We start from the raw sequence: 16,097 nt of genomic DNA on the forward strand, positions 1-16,097 counted from the left end.
CACAAGGACACGGGTGAACCGGCGTGGACCTATGCTCGGGACGGCAGGGGCGAGTGCGTCGCCGTATCGGCCGCCTCGACCGTATCGGCCGCCTCGGCGCGTACGCCCCGCCGTCACCCCTTCCAGCAGCGCTTCACGGTGTCGTCGGCCACCTCGAAGTTGATCCTCCCCCGCAGATACTCCATGGTGATGATCGCGCCCGTCGGAAGTGTGCGCACGGTGCTCCAGCCCCGCTCACGAGCGCGCTCCTGGGCGGTCCGGGCGTCGAGGCCCACATAGCTGTCGAGATCGTCGTCGGGTTCGGCGGAGGGCGTCGGTAGAGGTGCCATAACGCCACCGTATGCGCCGCGACTCGACGGTGGAACCCGACTCTCCCCGACCGCTGACGACCGCTGACACATACTCACCCGTACCGCGTCCCTCACTCGTCACACTTGTGTCACAGAAAACACGCCCGGGTTTGTTTCCTTCTCTGTCACTCGTCCGTGTTCCGTGTTGACGGCATGAAGGTGACGGCGAGTTTCCGCCGATTTCCCCGGCAAATCTCTCGCATTGAGGCCGCTCCGGTATTGACGGAGACCGGCTCACAGCAACTCCCGAGTAAATTCCCAAGGCCCGGCGGAAATCGACCGCTCACGCCCACGGAATACACAATTCCGCCACAAACTGACCGAGTCGGGAACCGCGGGTTTCCCCGGCCGATCGGCGGTACCCGGGCGCGCCGCCCGGCTGCGGCACCCGGGTGCCGCCAACCGAGTGACGCGAGGGGCGGAGCCTCGCGCCCGCCCGCCCGTCGTGCGCATCATGGCCACAGCCCAAATCCCGCCGAAATTGCCTGAAGGGAGCGCCGATGGGGACGGAGACCGCACCGGCGGCGGCTGCCGGACCGGCGCGGGTACCGGGCGTGGGCCAGATCCTGGTGGACTGGCTGACCACCACGGACCACAAGAAGATCGGGCATCTGTATCTGATCACCGCGTTCGGCTTCTTCCTGATGGCGGGGGCGCTGGCGATGGTGATGCGCGCCGAGTTGGCCAGGCCCGGGCTGCAGCTGATGTCGAACGAGGCGTACAACCAGGCGTTCACCATGCATGGCACGATCATGCTGCTGCTGTTCGCGACACCGGCCTTCGCGGGGTTCGCCAACGAGATCATGCCGCTTCAGATCGGCGCGCCAGATGTGGCCTTTCCGCGTCTGAACATGCTCTCGTACTGGTTCTTTCTGTTCGGCGGAATCATCGTGCTGTGCGGTCTGGCGCTGCCCGGGGGCGGTCCGGATTACGGCTGGACCGCGTATGCCCCGCTCAACAGCGCGGTCCGCTCCCCCGGCGTGGGCGCCGATATGTGGATCATGGGGCTTGCGCTGGCGGGGTTCGGCACCATCCTCGGCGCGGTGAACTTCCTGACGACCATCGTCACGATGCGCGCCCCGGGCATGACGATGTTCCGGATGCCGATCTTCACCTGGAACACCCTCTTCACCTCGATCATGATCCTGATGGCGTTCCCGGTGCTGGCCGCGGCGCTGCTGTGCCTGGAGGCGGACCGGCGGTTCGGGGCGGTGGTCTTCGACGCCCGATTCGGTGGCGCGCTGCTGTGGCAGCATCTGTTCTGGTTCTTCGGCCACCCTGAGGTGTACATCATCGCGCTGCCGTTCTTCGGCATCATCACCGAGATCATTCCGGTCTTCTCCCGTAAGCCGGTGTTCGGTTATGTGACGCTGATCGGCGCGACGATCGCCATCACCGCGCTGTCGATGATGGTGTGGGCGCACCATATGTTCGCCACCGCCGCGGTACTGTTGCCGTTCTTCTCGCTGCTGTCCTTCTTGATCGCGGTGCCGACCGGGGTGAAGTTCTTCAACTGGATCGGCACGATGCTGGGCGGCTCGCTGTCCTTCGAATCGCCGATGCTGTGGGCGGTCGGTTTTCTCGTCAGCTTTCTGTTCGGGGGGCTGACCGGGGTGATCCTGGCGTCGCCCCCGATGGACTTCCACGTCACCGACTCCTACTTCGTGGTCGGCCACTTCCACTACGTCGTCTTCGGGACGGTGACCTTCGCGACGTTCGCGGGGTTCTACTTCTGGTGGCCGAAGTTCACCGGCAAACTGCTCGACGAACGGCTCGCCCGGATCCACTTCTGGACGCTGTTCGTCGGCTTCCACACCACCTTCCTGGTGCAGCACTGGCTGGGTGCCGAGGGGATGCCGCGCCGCTACGCCGACTATCTGGCGGCCGACGGCTTCACCGCCCTCAACACCGTCTCCTCCGTCGGCTCCTTCCTGCTGGGCATGTCGACGCTGCCGTTCCTCTACAACGTCTGGAACACCAGCAGGCACGGCGCCAAGGTGACGGTCGACGACCCCTGGGGGTTCGGCCGCTCCCTGGAGTGGGCAACCTCCTGCCCGCCGCCCCGGCACAACTTCCTCGCGCTGCCGCGTATCCGCTCCGAGTCCCCCGCCTTCGATCTGCACCACCCGCGGTTCGCCCCGGCCGCGGAGGCGGAGCGGGGGCCGGGACCGGGGGGCCCGCTCGGCCCGGGGCGCGGCCCGATCAGTTCAGGGCCCGGCTCAGCCGGTCCCTGAGCTCCCGGATGTGCTCGTTCAGCTCGGGCGGCTCCCGCACCTCGAAGTCCAGCCCCAGCAGCGCGATATGGATCACCATGACGTCCAGGCTCCCGGCGCCGGTGTGCAGCAGACAGCTGTGCTCGTCGACCGGCTCCAGCACCCCGGCGGCCGGCGACACCCGCTCCGCCGCGCGCTCGGCGGACACCCGCAGCAGCACGGTGGCCTTCTCGGCGTACACGGTGGTGGACACGCCCTCGCGGACATACGCGGCCAGGTCCTCGGCGGGCGGCCGGCGCGGGGCGAAGCGCGGGCCGTGCGGCGGCGTCGGGGTGATGCGGTCGGCCCGGAACGTACGCCAGTCGCCCCGGTCCAGATCCCAGGCGACGAGGTACCAGTGGCGCTGCGCGGCCACCAGCCGGTGCGGCTCGGCGGTGCGGCGGCTGACGGCGCCGCCGTGGGCGCGGTACTCGAAGCGCAGCTGACGGCAGTCCCGGCAGGCGTTCGCCAGCTCGGTCAGCACCTCCGGGTCGACCGTGGGGCCCTGGAATCCGCCCATCATGGGCACGGTGAAGGCGCTCAGCGCGCTCACCCGGCGGCGCAGCCGGTCCGGCAGCACCTGTTCCAGCTTGGCGAGGGCGCGTACCGATGTCTCCTCGATGCCCTCCACCCCGCCGCCCGCCGCCTGGCGCAGCCCGACCGCGACGGCCACCGCCTCCTCGTCGTCGAGCAGCAGCGGCGGCAGCTGGGCGCCCGGGCCGAGCTGATAGCCGCCGGCCGTCCCGGGGCTGGAGTGCACGGGATAACCGAGTTCGCGCAGCCGGTCGATATCGCGGCGCACGGTGCGCGTGGTCACCCCGAGGCGGTCGGCGAGCTCGCCGCCGGACCACTCGCGGTGGGCCTGCAGCAGGGAGAGCAGGCGGAGCAGGCGTGCGGAGGTCTCCAACATGGCGCCGAGTGTGCCAGCCGCCGAGGACAGGCCCCCAGCTACCGCTGGGAGGTGCCCCCGGTCCTCGGCGGCTGGAATATAGCGGCGTCAGCCGCTGCCGTCACCGCTCACCAGCGGTACCAGTGCGTCCGGTGTCCGCCGGTCGCCCCGGTGCGGTGGAACAGGAAGCCGAGCAGCCAGACCACCAGGACCGCGAGGGCGATCCACCACAGCGCCTTGACGACGAATCCGACTCCGAACAGGACCACCGCGAGAAGCAGGACCAGAAGGACAGGCATCATCGTTCACACCTCCGCGGTGCGAGTTCTCCTGGCACACATCCCTTATGTGCACCTTATGCCCAGATTAATACCGGCCTGTCCTTAAGGACCCTCGCGCTCGCTAGGCGCTTTCGACGCGCACCGCCAGATCGTTGTTGACGGTGTAGTACGGACCGGCCTTCGCGGCGCCGTGCGCAGCGGCGATGGCCTGTGCCGGGTAGGAGAAGATCTCCTTCTTGTCCGGGACGTCGTCCAGGATCCGCGCCAGCCGGGCCGGGGCCGCGTCCGGGTCGGCCGGGCGCAGCCACAGGTCCCACGCCTCCTCACCGCCCTTCCAGCCGTCCGCCAACTCCGTGAGCGGCAGCGTGAAGGAGAACTCCGCGCCGTCCGCGCCGTGGCCGACGTTCGCACCGTTCATCTCGAGTCGCCCCGTCCACACCCGCGAAGGCTCGGTCCTGAAGCGGGCCTCGGCGACCGCGCCGGCCAGCCACTCGGCCGGGCGCTCCACCCGGTACAGCCGGCCGCGCACCACCAGCCCGCCGCCCTCGGCCCGTAGCTCTGCCGCCTCCGCGTGCGGGGCGCGGCGCCAGCTGCGCAGCGAGAGATTGCCGTGCTTGGTCGAGTACGGGATACGGACGGCCAGCGGCGAGGTGCTGGGGCCCGGCTTGCGGTCGACGAGCGAGCGCAGATCGTTCAGGCCCGGCGCGAGCCGCTGCGTTTCGGCCTCGCCGAGGACCATATGGACGTCCCAGCGCCCCTCGGGCAGCGGCACCGCGCTCGGCAGCGCGGCCTGCAGCCTGCCGCCCTCGATGGGCACCAGCGGCAGCCGCACCTCGCCCTCGGGGCCGGGGTCCACACCCCGGCGCACCAGCACCAGCGCGGCGTCCGGGCCGGCGTCGGAGCCGGCTCCCGGGTCGGCGCCCAGCCCGGGACGGACCCAGTCCACGACCTGGAAGGTGAGCCCGCCGGCGGAGTCCGCCACGCAGTCGGCGCGCGGCGGAGCGAACTCGGCGGCCGTGCTTGCGTCGCTCATGCGGTACGCGCCCTTCCGAACATCGAGTAGCCCACGTCCTTCGTCGCGAACACACCGCTGAGGAGGGCGCCGCGGGCGCGGTGCAGGGTGCCGCGTACGGTGCTGCGCCCCACGAGGTCGGCGAAAAGCGACTCGTAGCGCCCGGCCACCTGGGACGGGTCGAAGCGGGCGGAGCGCTTCAGCGCCTCCCGGCCCATCCGCTGCCGCAGTTCGTCGTCGTTGATGAGGCCCAGAAGGGCCGTGGCGATGGCGTCGACGTCTCCGGTGGGGACCAGACGGCCGTCCACGCCGTCATCGATGATCTCCGCGGGCCCGTGCGGGCAGTCGGTGGAGACCACGGGAAGACCGCAGCGCATCGCCTCGACGATGGTCATCCCGAAGGACTCCATGCTGGAGGTCACGGCGGCGATCGAGCCCTTGGCCCACTCCGGGTCCAGGGGGTTGGCCGGGCCCATCAGATAGATGTGGTTGTACAGGCCGAGCCGGTCTATCAGGGTCCGCAGCTTGGCCCGCTGGTCGCCGCCGCCGTAGATCCGCAGCCGCCAGTCGGGGCGTTCCGCGCTGACCTTCTCGAACGCCCTTATCAGCAGGTCGTACCGTTTCACCGGGGCGAGCCTGCCGGCCGCCACGACCCACTTGCCGGTGCCGTCGGCGGGCTCCAGACCCGATTCGGGCACGCTGTTGGGCACCGCCTCCAGCCGTACGCCCGGCAGCCGCATCTGACTCCGGTACGTCTCGGCGTCCGCCTGGGTGACGGTGGTGACCGCGTCCAGCCGCGGGTACAGACCGCGCAGCGTCCGCTTCAGCGCCTTGGAGTGGGTGCTCAGGGTCAGATGCTCCTGACCGACGCGCACGGGCCCGCGGCGGGCCTCGCGGGCTATGTGCACATTCAGACCGGGGCGGGTGCCGACGACGACATCGCAGTCCAGCCGCCTCAGGTGCTCGGCTATCCGCCGGTCGGTGAGCCGGCTGTACTGCTTGTACCGGCCCTCGCTCCTCGGGAAGACCCGCGCGGGGCGGGCGTGCTCGGGGTCGTCACCCTCGTAGGCCGGGCTCTTCTTGCGGATGTCCACAAGGTGACTGAGCCGCACGTTCGGCCCGGGGTCGAAGACCGGCGCGTCACGGTGGCGGAACACCGACACGATCTCCACGTCGTGCTGTTCGCCCAGCGTACGGGCGAGGTTGTACGTGGTGCGGATCGTCCCGCCGATCCCGTACGCGTTGTGAATCAGGAATGAGATATGCATCCGTCCCGGTTTCCAACCATTTCCCACCGTTTCCCCGCGGACAGCCTCACACGTCCGCCTATCAATGGGTCAGACACGGGAAACGGTTGCTGGGTTGGGCTCCATAACCGTCTTGTTCTTGAACATATGTCAAATTGGTAGCGAACGTGCGGAACTTTTACCGGCCTTAGCTCATCAGAGCCTCAAGTGCAGTGACCCAGCCGCGGATGGCCCGTTGACTACATGGAGCCGGGAAACCACCCGGCGCCACGGACCGATACCGAGGAGCCACCCGTGCCGCGCATGCTCGACGTCAGCGATGACGTACGCGCCGAGATCGGCGACGAAGAAGCCGACCGGCTGCTGGCCGGCGAGAACGCCCCGGGCAGCTACGACTGCACCTCCTGCCGCACGCCCGGGAACACCGACCAGGAGCGCACCAGCACCGTGCTCTTCGTGGGCCAGGAGACCGCGGTGCTCGCCTTCGCGCATGCCACCTGCGTCCCCTCCCAGGTCGTCCCGGTCTCCGAGGATCAGCTGCGCGGCGCCGTACGGTCCATCACCGCCGAGGAGGCCGCGCCGCCCGCCCCCGAACCGCCGCCCGCCGCCGACACCCAGGCGGTGCTCGGCGTCACCAGCGGGGTGGTCCTGGTGGGCGGCGAGGCCCGGCCCGCGCTCGTCGTCGAGCCGACCGAGCCGATCGCCCGGCCCGGTATCGGCGGCGCGGGCGACGACTTCCTGCCCCTCCTGACCGAGCAGGGCTTTCTGCCGGTGTACGACCTCGGCCGGCCGCCGGCGCCCATCCCCGGCTGGTCCGTACTGCTGGCCGCGGGTCAGCTGCACGCCGTACTGATGCCGGCCCCGGGCGGCGGCGCGCCCGTGGCCTGGTGGCAGGCCCACCACCCGATGCCGGTGAGCGACGGCTGGCGATCCGCCGTCGGCCGCTCCCAGCAGGTGCTGCTCTACGCCGCCTCGGCCGGCACGATCGGCACCCAGCCGCGCGAGGACCAGCTGCGCACCGCCCTGGACCGGGCCGCCGCACGCGGCGCCCTGGTCGGCGCCGCCATGCCGCTCGCGGGCACCTGATCCCCATGGCCGCGCCCGCACCCCGCCGCCCCGACCTCGTACACGCGGCCCATTCACCGCCGATCCCGCATCCGACGGGCGGCCGGGTCGTTGGCACATACGTGCACGCATACGACCCTCCCTCCGGGGCCCCGTACCCCCAACCCTCCCGGGCCTCTTCGCCGCCACCCACCCGGGTCCCGTACCCCCCGCCCGCCCGCGCCCTGCAGCACGCGCACATTCCGGCCATGCGCCCGGCGCAGGACATGCTGGGCGATCATCGGTGGCCGTCCGCCACGCCGATCTACGACGCGCTGTACGCGGAGTACCGGAGGCTGTTCCGGGCCCTGCCCGGCGACCGCTCGGACGAGGAGAACCTGGAGTTCACGGCGTTCAGCGCGATCGGACAGCCCGGTCAGCCCCGCGGGCTGACCAGCGGCGGCCACGGCCACACGGGCGGCTACCCGGGTCATACCGGCGGCCACGGTCCCACGAGCGGGCACGGCCATACGGGACACACCGGGCACGCGGGATACACGGGTCACACAGGCGGCCATACGGGCGGCCACGCGGGGGGCCACACCGGGGCCTGGGAGCCCATCGGGCGCCACCACCGCACCTATCTGCCCGCGCTGCCGCCCGGACAGCGCGACGGGCGGGGCCACGGGTACTGACCCGCGCCCCGCCCGTAACCGCTTCCGGACCGTTCCAGCCCTCGGAAGCTACTACTTCTTGCGGCCGCGCTTCTCGCGCACCCGCACCGAGATCTGCAGCGGAGTCCCCTCGAAGCCGAACTCCTCGCGCAGCCGCCGCTCGACGAACCGGCGGTAGCCCGCCTCCAGGAAGCCCGAGGCGAACAGCACGAAGCGCGGCGGCTTGGTCCCGGCCTGCGTCCCGAAGAGGATGCGGGGCTGCTTGCCGCCGCGGACCGGGTGCGGGTGGGAGGCGACGATCTCACCGAGGAAGGCGTTCAGCCGCCCGGTCGGCACCCGGGTCTCCCACCCGGCCAGCGCGGTCTCGATCGCCGGAACCAGCTTCTCCATATGGCGGCCGGTGCGCGCCGAGACATTGACCCGCGGCGCCCACTGGATCTGGCCCAGCTCGGTCTCGATCTCGCGCTCGAGGTAGTAGCGGCGCTCCTCGTCGAGCGTGTCCCACTTGTTGAACGCCACGACGATCGCGCGCCCGGCCTCGACCGCCATCGAGATGATCCGCTGGTCCTGGACGCTGATCGACTCGCTGGAATCGATCAGAATGACCGCCAGCTCGGCCTTCTCCACGGCGGCGGCGGTGCGCAGCGAGGCGTAGTAGTCCGCGCCCTCCTGGAGGTGCACCCGGCGGCGGATACCGGCCGTGTCCACGAACTTCCAGGTCACGCCACCGAGTTCGATCAGCTCGTCGACCGGGTCACGGGTGGTGCCCGCCACCTCGTTGACGACCACCCGCTCCTCGCCCGCCACCTTGTTGAGCAGGGACGACTTACCGACGTTCGGACGGCCGATGAGCGCGATACGGCGCGGACCGCCGAGGGTGGCGCCGAAGGTCTGGGCCGGGGCCTCGGGCAGCGCCTCCAGCACGGCGTCCAGCATGTCGCCGGTGCCGCGGCCGTGCAGCGCGGAGACCGGGTACGGCTCGCCGAGGCCGAGCGACCACAGCATCGCCGCGTCCGCCTCGGCGCTGGGGCCGTCGACCTTGTTGGCGCACAGCACGACGGGCTTCCCGGCCCGGCGCAACAGCTTGACCACGGCCTCGTCGGTGTCGGTGGGGCCGACCGTGGCGTCCACCACGAAGACCACCGCGTCGGCGGCCTCGATGGCGAACTCGGCCTGCGCCGCCACGGACGCGTCGATGCCGAGCACGTCCTGCTCCCAGCCGCCGGTGTCGACCACCTTGAAGCGGCGGCCGGACCATTCGGCCTCGTAGGTCACCCGGTCGCGGGTGACGCCCGGGCGGTCCTCCACGACCGCCTCGCGGCGGCCGATGACGCGGTTCACCAGAGTCGACTTGCCGACATTGGGGCGGCCGACGACGGCGAGGACGGGCAGCGGGCCATGCCCTGCCGCGGCCAGGTCGCCCTCGACCTGCTCCAGGTCGAAGCCTTCCTCCGCGGCGAGCTCCATGAACTCCGCGTACTCGGCGTCGCCAAGCTCACCGTGCTGCTGGTCGCCGCCGGTGTGGATCTGGTCGTTCATGAAGTCATTCCTCGTCGTCCTTCGCTGCTGTCCGCAGCTGCCGCGGGCCCGTACGGCCCGCTGGTGTGTCACGTCAAAGAGCGGGCCATCTATGGATGGCCGGCTCGGCCGGTGAGCCGCCTGGCGTCCGCCAGATGCGCTCCCAGCCGCTTCTGGACGCGCACGGTCGCCTCGTCCAGGGCCGAGCGGGTCCGCCGGCCGCTGCCGTCCCCCGCCTCGAAGGGGTCACCGAAGACCACGTCGATCCGGCTGCGCAGCGGCGGCAGCCCCGGCACCACCCGGCCGCGCCGCTGCGCGGTGCCCAGCACCGCCACCGGCACGATCGGGGCGCCCGACCGTACGGCGAAGTAGGCGAGCCCGGCGCGCAGCGAGGCGAAGTCGCCGTCGCCGCGGCTGCCCTCCGGGAAGATCCCGAGCACGCCGCCGCGCTCCAGCACGCCCAGGGCGTCCGTGATCGCCGTCCGGTCGGCGTTCGCCCGGTCCACCTTCAGCTGACCGATTCCGCGCAGGAACGGGTCCAGCGGGCCGACGAACGCCTCCTTCTTGACCAGGAAGTGCACCGGCCGCGGCGAGGTGCCGATCAGCATCGGGCCGTCGAGGTTGTGGGAGTGGTTTCCCGCGAGGATGACCGGACCGCCGGCCGGAATCCGCCAGGCGCCCAGCACCCGCGGCTTCCACAGCCCGTACATCAGACCGATGCCGATCCGGCGGCCGACCGCGGCGCCGCTCGCGCTGGGCAGCGCGGCGGCGTCCTTGTCGGCCTTGCCGGTCGTGTTGGGGGTTCGGGTCACGCGGAACGCTTCTCCTCGACGAGGGTCACCACGCACTCGATGACCTGCTCAAGGGTGAGGCTGGTGGTGTCGACCTCGATCGCGTCGTCCGCCTTGGCGAGCGGCGAGGTCTTACGGCCCGAGTCGGCGGCGTCCCGCTTGGCCAGCGCGGCCTGGGTGGCGGCCAGGTCCACGGCCTCCTTGCCCTTGAGCTCCCCGCTGCGGCGGGCGGCCCGCGCCTCGGCGGAGGCGGTCAGGAAGATCTTGACGTCGGCGTCGGGCAGCACGGTGGTGCCGATGTCCCGGCCCTCCACGACGATGCCGCGCGGCGCCTCGGCGGCGATGGACCGCTGCAGCTCGGTGATCTGCGTCCGCACCTCGGGGACCGCGCTGACCGCGCTGACCCTGGAGGTGACCTCCTGGGTACGGATCGGGCCGGCGACGTCCACGCCGTCCACGGTGATGGTGGGGCCCGACGGGTCGGTGCCGGAGACGATGACGGGCTTGGCGGCGGCGTCGGCCACGGCGGTTGCGTCGTCGACGTCGATGCCGTTGTTCACCATCCACCACGTGATCGCCCGGTACTGGGCGCCGGTGTCGAGGTAGCCGAGGCCGAGCTTGGCCGCGACCGCCTTGGAGGTGCTGGACTTGCCCGTGCCTGCGGGGCCGTCGATCGCGACAATCACTGCTGCCGGGGCGGTCCGGGCGGCGGTTTCCACGGTGACAGACACCTTTCTTGCGTTTCTTGCGCACGGGCGGTTTCGCAGCCCCACTCACGGGCCTCGCACAAGGTTACTGCCGGATCGACCAAGCTCGTGCCGCCATATCGCCGCCCTCGCACCCCTCGGCGCCAGAGCGCCTCCCAGGCTTCGCGACGGCTGCGCCGGACTCCGTCCGCCGGCCGGTGGTCACTGCCGGATCGACCAGCCCCGTTCGCGTAGGGCGGCCGCGAGGCCGGGCGCGGCGAGGGGTTCGACGAAGAGCTGGATCAGGCCGGCCTGCTGGCCGGTCGCGTGCTCGATCCGTACGTCTTCGATGTTGACCCCGGCGCGGCCCGCGTCGGCGAAGATACGGGCCAGCTCGCCGGGCTGGTCACCGATGAGCACCGACACCGTCTCGTACGCGGCCGGGGCCGCGCCGTGCTTGCCCGGCACCCGCTCGCGCCCCGCGTTGCCGCGCCGCAGTACGTCCTCGATGCCCTGCGTGCCGTCGAGGCGCTTGGCGTCGTCGGCCGACTGCAGTGCGCGCAGCGCCCGGACGGTCTCGTCGAGGTCGGTGGCGACCGCGGCGAGTATGTCGGCCACCGGGCCCGGGTTGGCGGAGAGGATGTCGACCCACAGCGCGGGGTCGGAGGCGGCGATCCGGGTCACATCGCGGATGCCCTGCCCGCACAGCCGTACCGCCGTCTCGTCGGCGGCCTCCAGCCGCGCCGCGACCATGCTGGAGAGCAGCTGGGGGGTGTGCGAGACCAGCGCGACGGCCCGGTCGTGGGCGTCCGCGTCCATCACCACGGGCACGGCCCGGCACAGCGCGACCAGTTCGAGCGCGAGGTTGAGCACTTCGGTGTCGGTGGTGCTGGTGGGGGTGAGCACCCACGGCCGGCCCTCGAAGAGGTCGGCCGTCCCGGCCAGCGGCCCGGAGCGCTCGGCGCCCGCCATGGGGTGGGTGCCGAGGTACCGGGTCAGCGGGCAGCCGAGCGCTTCCAGCTCGCGGCGCGGCCCGCCCTTGACGCTGGCGACGTCCAGGAAGCCGCGCGCGATACCGCGGCGCATCGCGTCGGCGATGGTCCGGGCCACATGCGCGGGCGGTACGGCGACGACCGCCAGGTCGACCGGGCCCTCCGGCTCGTCCACCGTGCCGCCGCCCAGGGCCGCCGCGGTACGGGCCCGGTCCGGGTCGTGGTCGCTGAGATACACCCGGACCCCGCGGCCCGCCAGGGCGAGCGCCACGGAGGTGCCGATCAGGCCGGTGCCGATGACGAGGGCGGTTCTCACTGGGCGATGTCCTTACGGAGGGCGGCGGCGGCGCCGAGGTAGACATGGGCGAGATCGGACTTGGCCAGGTCGGTCTCGATATGCGCGAGGATGCGGACCACGCGCGGCATGGCCCCGGCGATATCGAGCTCCTGCGCGCAGATCAGCGGCACGTCGGTGATCCCGAGCTTGCGGGCGGCGACGGCCGGGAAGTCGCTGTGCAGATCGGGGGTGGCCGTGAACCACACGCTGATCAGGTCGTCCGGCGTCAGGCTGTTGCGCTCCAGAATGGCGGTGAGCAGCGCGGAGACCTGCTCGTGCATATGCCGCGGCTCGTCCCGCTCCAGCTGGACAGCCCCGCGGACCGCTCGTACCGCCACGTCTGGGCTCCCTTCCGCTTTTTCGGGGCTCGGTTCTCCCCCAGCTACCGCTGGGAGGTGCCCCCCGGGGGCGCTACAGCCCCTGTCGACGGTCGACCGTGCTCGCCCGCTCGTTCCTCGCGGCCTCCGCGCGCTCTCCCTTTCGACAGCGGCCGCGCCCCTTCGGCTCACTCGCCGGGACCCATCCACGCGTCCCCCGGTCAGCCTAGCGAGGCGGACCGGGCGCGACGGCGCCGCGCCCATCCTGCGGACACCCACCATCACGGGTGCGGGACGGGATGGGACGGGACGGACGCGGCGGGGGAACCGAACGGGATGGGGTGGTTAGAGGTCGACCTCGCGCATCAGCATGCCGACCTCGGTGTTGGTCATCCGCCGCAGCCAGCCGGACTTCTGGTCGCCCAGCGCGATCGGGCCGAAGGCCGTACGCACCAGCTTGTCGACCGGGAAGCCGGCCTCGGCGAGCATGCGCCGCACGATGTGCTTGCGCCCCTCGTGCAGGCTCACCTCGACCAGATAGTTCTTGCCGGTGTTCTGCACGACCCTGAAGTGGTCGGCGCGGGCATAGCCGTCCTCGAGCTCGATGCCGTCCTTGAGCCGCTTGCCGAGGTCGCGCGGGAGGGGACCCTGGATCGCGGCGAGATAGGTCTTGGTGACGCCGTAGCGGGGGTGGGTGAGGCGGTGGGCCAGCTCGCCGTGGTTGGTGAGCAGGATGATGCCCTCGGTCTCGGTGTCGAGGCGGCCGACGTGGAAGAGCCGGGTCTCGCGGTTGGTGACATAGTCGCCCAGGCACTGGCGGCCGTCCGGGTCCTCCATGGTGGAGACGACGCCCGCGGGCTTGTTCAGCGCGAAGAAGAGGTACGACTGGGTGGCGACGGTCAGCCCGTCGACCTTGATCTCGTCCTTATCAGGGTCGACGCGGAGCCCCTGCTCCGTGACGATCTTGCCGTTGACCTCGACCCGGGCCTGGTCGATGAGCTCTTCACAGGCGCGGCGCGAGCCCATGCCGGCGCGGGCGAGGACCTTCTGCAGCCGCTCGCCCTCCTGCTCGGCTCCGGGGAACGTCTTGGGCAGATTGACCCGCGGCTTGTCGTGCCGGGCGCGGTTGCGTTCCTCTATCTGCGCCTCGTACTCGCGCGGGCGGGCCGGGGCGGCGGGCTTACGGCCGCGGCCGCCGCCCCTGGGACCGCCGTCCCTGGGACCGCCGTCCCTGGGACCGCCACTCCTGGGGCCACCACCCTGGGCGGCGCCACCGGCCCCGGCCCCGGCACCGGACTTCGGGCCTCCGCTGCCCCGGCCGCCGCCCTTCGGGCCGCCGCTCTTCGCGCCGCCGGGCTGGCCACCGCCCACGTCGTAGCGGCGCTCCTCAGGACGGGGCCGGCCCGTGCGCTTCTGCTTGTCGTCGCGCCCGTTGCCCGCGCCACGGTAGTTCTGGCCACCGCCGGTGCCCCTGCTGTTCCTGCCGCTGCTTCGCATCAAGATTCCGTCTGAGAGTGGCCGCTGTCGTGGCCCTGGTTGTCATGGCCCTGGTTGTCGTGGGCTCGGTCGTCGTCCTGCGGGTCCGGCGCGTCCGGGTCGAAGGACGGCAGCCCCTCCTGGGACTCGCCCTCGACCGCATCCGCCTCCGGGAGGAACGGGGCGAGCTCGGGAAGCTCGTCCAGGCCACGCAGGCCCATCCGCTCCAGGAAGTAGTTCGTCGTCCTGTACAGGATCGCACCTGTTTCAGGTTCTGTTCCCGCCTCCTCCACCAGACCGCGCTGCAGGAGGGTCCGCATCACGCCATCGCAGTTCACGCCGCGTACGGCCGAAACGCGGGAACGGCTGACCGGCTGACGGTACGCGACCACGGCGAGGGTTTCCAAAGCGGCCTGGGTGAGCCGGGCCTGCTGACCGTCCAAAACGAAGCGCTCGACGGCCGCGGAGTAGGCGGGGCTGGTGTAGAAGCGCCAGCCGCCCGCGACCAGCCGCAGCTCGAAGCCGCGGCCCTGCGCGGTGTACTCATCGGCCAGCTCGCGCAGCGCGCCCCGGACCGCCCGGCGCGGCCGGTCCAGGATCTTGGCCAGGTGTTCCTCGGTGGCAGGTTCGTCGACGACCATGAGCACGGCCTCAAGGGCCGGCTTGAGGTCGAGCCCGGCAAGGTCCGAGGCCCCGGCCGGGGCCTCGGCGGTGCGGGATGGCTGCTGCTCGCTCACGTCTCTGCCTCCTTTTCGGGCCGCGACTGCGGTTCCTGGTCGAACTCGTCGGTCACCAGCGGCTGCCGCCCCTCCGCGCCCGTCCAGCGCACCATGAGCGAGCCGAGCGCCTCTTCCTGGTCCAGATGGACCGCGCGCTCCCGGTACAGCTCCAGCAGCGCCAGGAACCGCGCGACGACGGTCAGCACATCCGGCGCGTCCTCGGTGAGCGTCTGAAAGCTCGCCTCCCCCAGCTCCCGCAGCCGCGCCACCACGACCTCGGCCTGCTCCCGGACGCTGACCAGCGGGGCGTGGATGTGGTCGACGTAGACCTGCGGCTTGGGCTTGGGCTGCATCGCCTTCACGGCCAGCTTCGCGAACCCCTCCGCGCCGATGCTGATGACGACCTCGGGAAGGAGGTCCGCGTGGTGCGGCTCCAGGCCCACGGTGCGGGGGTAGCGGCGGGACTCCGCGATCAGCCGGTCGTTGAGGATGTCCGCGATTTGTTTGAACGCGCGGTACTGCAGAAGACGCGCGAAGAGCAGATCCCGCGCCTCCAGCAGCGCCAGGTCGGCCTCGTCCTCGACCTCGGCCGCGGGCAGCAGCCGGGCCGCCTTGAGATCGAGCAGGGTCGCGGCGACGACCAGGAACTCGGTGGTCTGGTCGAGGTCCCAGTCCGGCCCCATGGCCCGGATATACGCCATGAACTCGTCGGTGACCTTGGAGAGGGCGACCTCGGTGACATCGAGTTTGTGCTTGGAGATCAGCTGGAGCAGCAGATCGAAGGGCCCCTCGAAGTTCGCCAGCCGCACGGTGAACTTCCCCTGCCCGTCCCCACGCGCGTCCCCGTCGCCGGGTACGGCCTCCGGCGTGCACTCCGCGACGGGCTCGGCGTCCGTGGACTCCGCGACGGGCTCGGGAGGCCGCGGCGGCTCAGCGGGCTGTGTCGGCTCAGCGGGCTGTGTCGGCTCAGCAGGCTGTGTCGGCTCAGCAGGCTGTGTCGGCTCAGCGGGCTGCGGCGAATCAACAGGCTGCGGCGGCTCGGCTGGTGGGGCCTCAGGGGCCGGGGCCTGGTCACCGGGTGCGGTGCCCGTCGCGCGCGGCCCCGCGCCGGGGCCCCGGCCGAGGCTGCGGCGGGGTGAGCGAGGGGGCTGGGCGGGGGTGGGGTTCGTGGGCATCGCGGTCCAGGGGGCGGGGGTCGGGGCAGCTCGGCCCTACAACAAGCGGGCAGGCTATCGCCCGACCCCGTCAGCGACCGCGCAAGCGGCGCACCAGGATGCTCGCGTCGCCGCGCGACTCGAGGTCGGCGAGGACGACCGCGACCGCCTCGCGGACGATCCGGCCGCGGTCGACGGCGAGGCCGTGCTCACCGCGGAGCACCAGGCGGGCGTGCTCGAGGTCCATCAGCTCCTCGGCGGAGACATAGACCGTGATCTTCTCGTCGTGGCGCTCGCGCCCGCTGGGGCGCCGGTTGGCCGCGCGGCTGCGGCGGCGGGCCGGGCCCGCCTGGGCGGG

At 71.6% G+C, this 16,097-nt stretch carries 17 protein-coding genes; 3 read left to right on the forward strand and 14 right to left on the reverse strand.

The genetic code is table 11. The features are described 5' to 3' along the window. Window positions 1-113: 113 nt before the first annotated feature. Window positions 114-329, reverse strand: a complete 216-nt coding sequence (locus ACWDSL_RS45255) for a proteinase inhibitor I78 (protein ID WP_089513292.1) — start codon at window positions 327-329, stop codon at window positions 114-116. 521 nt (window positions 330-850) lie between these two features. On the opposite strand from ACWDSL_RS45255, the gene ctaD reads away from it, so the two are divergent. Beyond that, window positions 851-2,584: an aa3-type cytochrome oxidase subunit I gene (gene ctaD, locus ACWDSL_RS45260; protein WP_450494530.1), complete on the forward strand. Its 1,734-nt coding sequence runs from the start codon at window positions 851-853 to the stop codon at window positions 2,582-2,584. Here the strand turns inward: ctaD and ACWDSL_RS45265 are convergent. From ACWDSL_RS45265 to ACWDSL_RS45280, 4 genes are all read right to left on the reverse strand, one after another. After that, window positions 2,553-3,512, reverse strand: coding sequence for a helix-turn-helix transcriptional regulator (locus ACWDSL_RS45265; RefSeq protein WP_450494531.1), 960 nt, complete (start codon window positions 3,510-3,512; stop codon window positions 2,553-2,555). The genes ctaD and ACWDSL_RS45265 overlap by 32 nt on opposite strands. 107 nt (window positions 3,513-3,619) lie before the next feature. Next, window positions 3,620-3,793, reverse strand: coding sequence for a hydrophobic protein (locus tag ACWDSL_RS45270; protein WP_450494533.1), 174 nt, complete (start codon window positions 3,791-3,793; stop codon window positions 3,620-3,622). A 100-nt stretch (window positions 3,794-3,893) separates the two neighbouring features. Continuing rightward, window positions 3,894-4,805, reverse strand: coding sequence for a hypothetical protein (locus ACWDSL_RS45275; protein ID WP_450494535.1), 912 nt, complete (start codon window positions 4,803-4,805; stop codon window positions 3,894-3,896). Next, window positions 4,802-6,052: a glycosyltransferase family 4 protein gene (locus ACWDSL_RS45280; RefSeq protein ID WP_450494537.1), complete on the reverse strand. Its 1,251-nt coding sequence runs from the start codon at window positions 6,050-6,052 to the stop codon at window positions 4,802-4,804. Before ACWDSL_RS45280 ends, ACWDSL_RS45275 begins: the two co-directional genes overlap by 4 nt. Before the next feature lie 273 nt (window positions 6,053-6,325). Here ACWDSL_RS45280 and ACWDSL_RS45285 point away from each other — a divergent pair, with 273 nt between their 5' ends. Further along, a complete protein-coding gene (locus ACWDSL_RS45285) occupies window positions 6,326-7,117 on the forward strand; it encodes a hypothetical protein (RefSeq protein WP_089513296.1) in 792 nt (263 codons plus the stop codon). Window positions 7,118-7,344: 227 nt separating this feature from the next. After that, window positions 7,345-7,770, forward strand: coding sequence for a hypothetical protein (locus tag ACWDSL_RS45290; protein WP_450494539.1), 426 nt, complete (start codon window positions 7,345-7,347; stop codon window positions 7,768-7,770). 51 nt (window positions 7,771-7,821) lie between these two features. Here the strand turns inward: ACWDSL_RS45290 and der are convergent, their stop codons facing one another. From der to ACWDSL_RS45335, 9 genes are all read right to left on the reverse strand, one after another. Continuing rightward, the gene (der, locus tag ACWDSL_RS45295) at window positions 7,822-9,288 is read right to left on the reverse strand and encodes a ribosome biogenesis GTPase Der (protein ID WP_450494541.1); all 1,467 of its coding nucleotides are present in this window, start codon (window positions 9,286-9,288) and stop codon (window positions 7,822-7,824) included. Window positions 9,289-9,377: 89 nt separating this feature from the next. Beyond that, window positions 9,378-10,115 carry a lysophospholipid acyltransferase family protein gene (locus ACWDSL_RS45300; RefSeq protein WP_450494542.1) on the reverse strand — a complete coding sequence of 246 codons (738 nt, stop codon included), beginning with the start codon at window positions 10,113-10,115 and terminating at the stop codon, window positions 9,378-9,380. Beyond that, entirely contained in the window at window positions 10,076-10,789 is a 714-nt protein-coding gene (gene cmk / locus ACWDSL_RS45305; RefSeq protein ID WP_089513298.1) for a (d)CMP kinase, read from the reverse strand. The genes ACWDSL_RS45300 and cmk overlap by 40 nt, the downstream gene beginning before the upstream one ends. 177 nt (window positions 10,790-10,966) lie before the next feature. Next, a complete protein-coding gene (locus ACWDSL_RS45310) occupies window positions 10,967-12,052 on the reverse strand; it encodes a prephenate dehydrogenase (RefSeq protein ID WP_450494543.1) in 1,086 nt (361 codons plus the stop codon). Further along, window positions 12,049-12,411, reverse strand: a complete 363-nt coding sequence (gene aroH / locus ACWDSL_RS45315) for a chorismate mutase (RefSeq protein ID WP_450494545.1) — start codon at window positions 12,409-12,411, stop codon at window positions 12,049-12,051. The genes ACWDSL_RS45310 and aroH overlap by 4 nt, the downstream gene beginning before the upstream one ends. Window positions 12,412-12,735: 324 nt before the next feature. Beyond that, window positions 12,736-13,887 (reverse strand): pseudouridine synthase, encoded by a 1,152-nt coding sequence (locus ACWDSL_RS45320; protein WP_450494547.1) that lies wholly within the window; start codon window positions 13,885-13,887, stop codon window positions 12,736-12,738. Continuing rightward, window positions 13,887-14,507: an SMC-Scp complex subunit ScpB gene (gene scpB / locus ACWDSL_RS45325; RefSeq protein WP_450494552.1), complete on the reverse strand. Its 621-nt coding sequence runs from the start codon at window positions 14,505-14,507 to the stop codon at window positions 13,887-13,889. Before scpB ends, ACWDSL_RS45320 begins: the two co-directional genes overlap by 1 nt. A gap of 92 nt (window positions 14,508-14,599) precedes the next feature. Beyond that, a complete protein-coding gene (locus ACWDSL_RS45330; protein ID WP_450494548.1) occupies window positions 14,600-15,760 on the reverse strand; it encodes a segregation/condensation protein A in 1,161 nt (386 codons plus the stop codon). Window positions 15,761-15,830: 70 nt separating this feature from the next. Then, the coding region (locus tag ACWDSL_RS45335) for a hypothetical protein (protein ID WP_450494550.1) at window positions 15,831-16,097 on the reverse strand (267 nt) is incomplete at its 5' end.

The sequence above is a fragment of the Streptomyces sp. NPDC000941 genome, assembly GCF_053599555.1.